This is a genomic window from Xenorhabdus sp. TS4 (assembly GCF_014467265.1).
Lineage (GTDB): Bacteria > Pseudomonadota > Gammaproteobacteria > Enterobacterales > Enterobacteriaceae > Xenorhabdus > Xenorhabdus ehlersii.
Genome location: NZ_NKHQ01000005.1, coordinates 149473 through 152437, shown reverse-complemented (window position 1 = coordinate 152437; position 2965 = coordinate 149473). Strand labels below are relative to the sequence as shown.

At 53.8% G+C, this 2965-nt stretch carries 1 rRNA gene; it reads right to left on the bottom strand.

Features of this window, described 5'->3' with window-relative positions:
• Positions 1–34: 34 nt before the first annotated feature.
• Positions 35–2944 (bottom strand): 23S ribosomal RNA (locus Xets_RS27685).
• Positions 2945–2965: the final 21 nt, after the last annotated feature.

Genomic DNA, 2965 nt, shown 5'->3' with positions numbered 1-2965 from the left:
TCTCTCTCAAACCCCAAAACACCTTCGGTGTTGTCAGGTTAAGCCGCACGGGTCATTAGTACCGGTTAGCTCAACGTCTCGCAACGCTTACACACCCGGCCTATCTACGTCCTCGTCTCGAACGTTCCTTCAGTGTCCTCTAGGGACAAGGGAAGACTCATCTTAAGGCAAGTTTCCCGCTTAGATGCTTTCAGCGGTTATCTCTTCCGCACTTAGCTACCGGGCAGTGCCATTGGCATGACAACCCGAACACCAGTGGTGCGTCCACTCCGGTCCTCTCGTACTAGGAGCAGCCCCTTGCAATCTTCCAACGCCCACGGCAGATAGGGACCGAACTGTCTCACGACGTTCTAAACCCAGCTCGCGTACCACTTTAAATGGCGAACAGCCATACCCTTGGGACCTACTTCAGCCCCAGGATGTGATGAGCCGACATCGAGGTGCCAAACACCGCCGTCGATATGAACTCTTGGGCGGTATCAGCCTGTTATCCCCGGAGTACCTTTTATCCGTTGAGCGATGGCCCTTCCATACAGAACCACCGGATCACTATGACCTGCTTTCGCACCTGCTCGAGCCGTCACTCTCGCAGTCAAGCTAGCTTATGCCATTGCACTAACCTCACGATGTCCGACCGTGATTAGCTAACCTTCGTGCTCCTCCGTTACGCTTTGGGAGGAGACCGCCCCAGTCAAACTACCCACCAGACACTGTCCGCAACCCGGATAACGGGCCGACGTTAGAACATCAAACATTCAAGGGTGGTATTTCAAGGATGGCTCCATGCAGACTGGCGTCCACATTTCACAGCCTCCCACCTATCCTACACATCAAGGCTCAAGGTTCAGTGTCAAGCTATAGTAAAGGTTCACGGGGTCTTTCCGTCTTGCCGCGGGTACACTGCATCTTCACAGCGAGTTCAATTTCACTGAGTCTCGGGTGGAGACAGCCTGGCCATCATTACGCCATTCGTGCAGGTCGGAACTTACCCGACAAGGAATTTCGCTACCTTAGGACCGTTATAGTTACGGCCGCCGTTTACTGGGGCTTCGATCAAGAGCGTCGCCTTGCGGCTAACCCCATCAATTAACCTTCCAGCACCGGGCAGGCGTCACACCGTATACGTCCACTTTCGTGTTTGCACAGTGCTGTGTTTTTATTAAACAGTTGCAGCCAGCTGGTATCTGCGACTGGCCTCGGCTCCGAAAGCGTGTTTCTTCACCTGACGCCAGCGTGCCTTCTCCCGAAGTTACGGCACCATTTTGCCTAGTTCCTTCACCCGAGTTCTCTCAAGCGCCTGAGTATTCTCTACCTGACCACCTGTGTCGGTTTGGGGTACGATTGACCATAATCTGACGCTTAGGGGCTTTTCCTGGAAGCGGGGCATCAGCAACTTCAGCACCGTAATGCCTCGTCATCGTGCCTCAGTGTCTTGGATAACCGGATTTGCCAAGTTATCCCACCTACACACTTAAACCGGGACGACCGTCGCCCGGCTTGCCTAGCCTTCTCCGTCCCCCCATCGCAATTATGGCCAGTACAGGAATATTAACCTGTTTCCCATCGACTACGCTTTTCAGCCTCGCCTTAGGGGTCGACTCACCCTGCCCCGATTAACGTTGGACAGGAACCCTTGGTCTTCCGGCGAGCGGGTTTTTCACCCGCTTTATCGTTACTTATGTCAGCATTCGCACTTCTGATACCTCCAGCAAACCTCACAGTTCACCTTCACCGGCTTACAGAACGCTCCCCTACCCAACAACACATTCGTGTCGCTGCCGCAGCTTCGGTGCATGGTTTAGCCCCGTTACATCTTCCGCGCAGGCCGACTCGACCAGTGAGCTATTACGCTTTCTTTAAATGATGGCTGCTTCTAAGCCAACATCCTGGCTGTCTGAGCCTTCCCACTTCGTTTCCCACTTAACCATGACTTCGGGACCTTAGCTGGCGGTCTGGGTTGTTTCCCTCTTCACGACGGACGTTAGCACCCGCCGTGTGTCTCCCGTGATAACATTCTTCGGTATTCGCAGTTTGCATCGGGTTGGTAAGTCGGGATGACCCCCTAGCCGAAACAGTGCTCTACCCCCGAAGATGACTTCACGAGGCGCTACCTAAATAGCTTTCGGGGAGAACCAGCTATCTCCCGGTTTGATTGGCCTTTCACCCCCAGCCACAAGTCATCCGCTAATTTTTCAACATTAGTCGGTTCGGTCCTCCAGTTAGTGTTACCCAACCTTCAACCTGCCCATGGCTAGATCACCGGGTTTCGGGTCTATACCCTGCAACTTAACGCCCAGTTAAGACTCGGTTTCCCTGCGGCTCCCCTATGCGGTTAACCTTGCTACAGAATATAAGTCGCTGACCCATTATACAAAAGGTACGCAGTCACCCTGATAAATCAAGGCTCCCACTGCTTGTACGTACACGGTTTCAGGTTCTCTTTCACTCCCCTCGCCGGGGTTCTTTTCGCCTTTCCCTCACGGTACTGGTTCACTATCGGTCAGTCAGGAGTATTTAGCCTTGGAGGATGGTCCCCCCATGTTCAGACAGGATACCACGTGTCCCGCCCTACTCGTTGAGCTCACAATACCAGTGTCTTCGGATACGGGGCTCTCACCCTTTACTGCCGGCCTTTCCAGACCGTTCTCCTGACACTCATATCGCTGATGGCTCTGGGCTCCTCCCCGTTCGCTCGCCGCTACTGGGGGAATCTCGGTTGATTTCTTTTCCTCGGGGTACTGAGATGTTTCAGTTCCCCCGGTTCGCCTCCTTACCCTATGAATTCAGGTAAGGATAGTGCAACGGATTGCACTGGGTTTCCCCATTCGGACATCGCCGGCTGATAGCGCTTCATATCAGCTCACCGGCGCTTTTCGCAGATTAGCACGTCCTTCATCGCCTCTGACTGCCTAGGCATCCACCGTGTACGCTTAGTCGCTTAACCTCACAACCCGAAGGTGTCTTC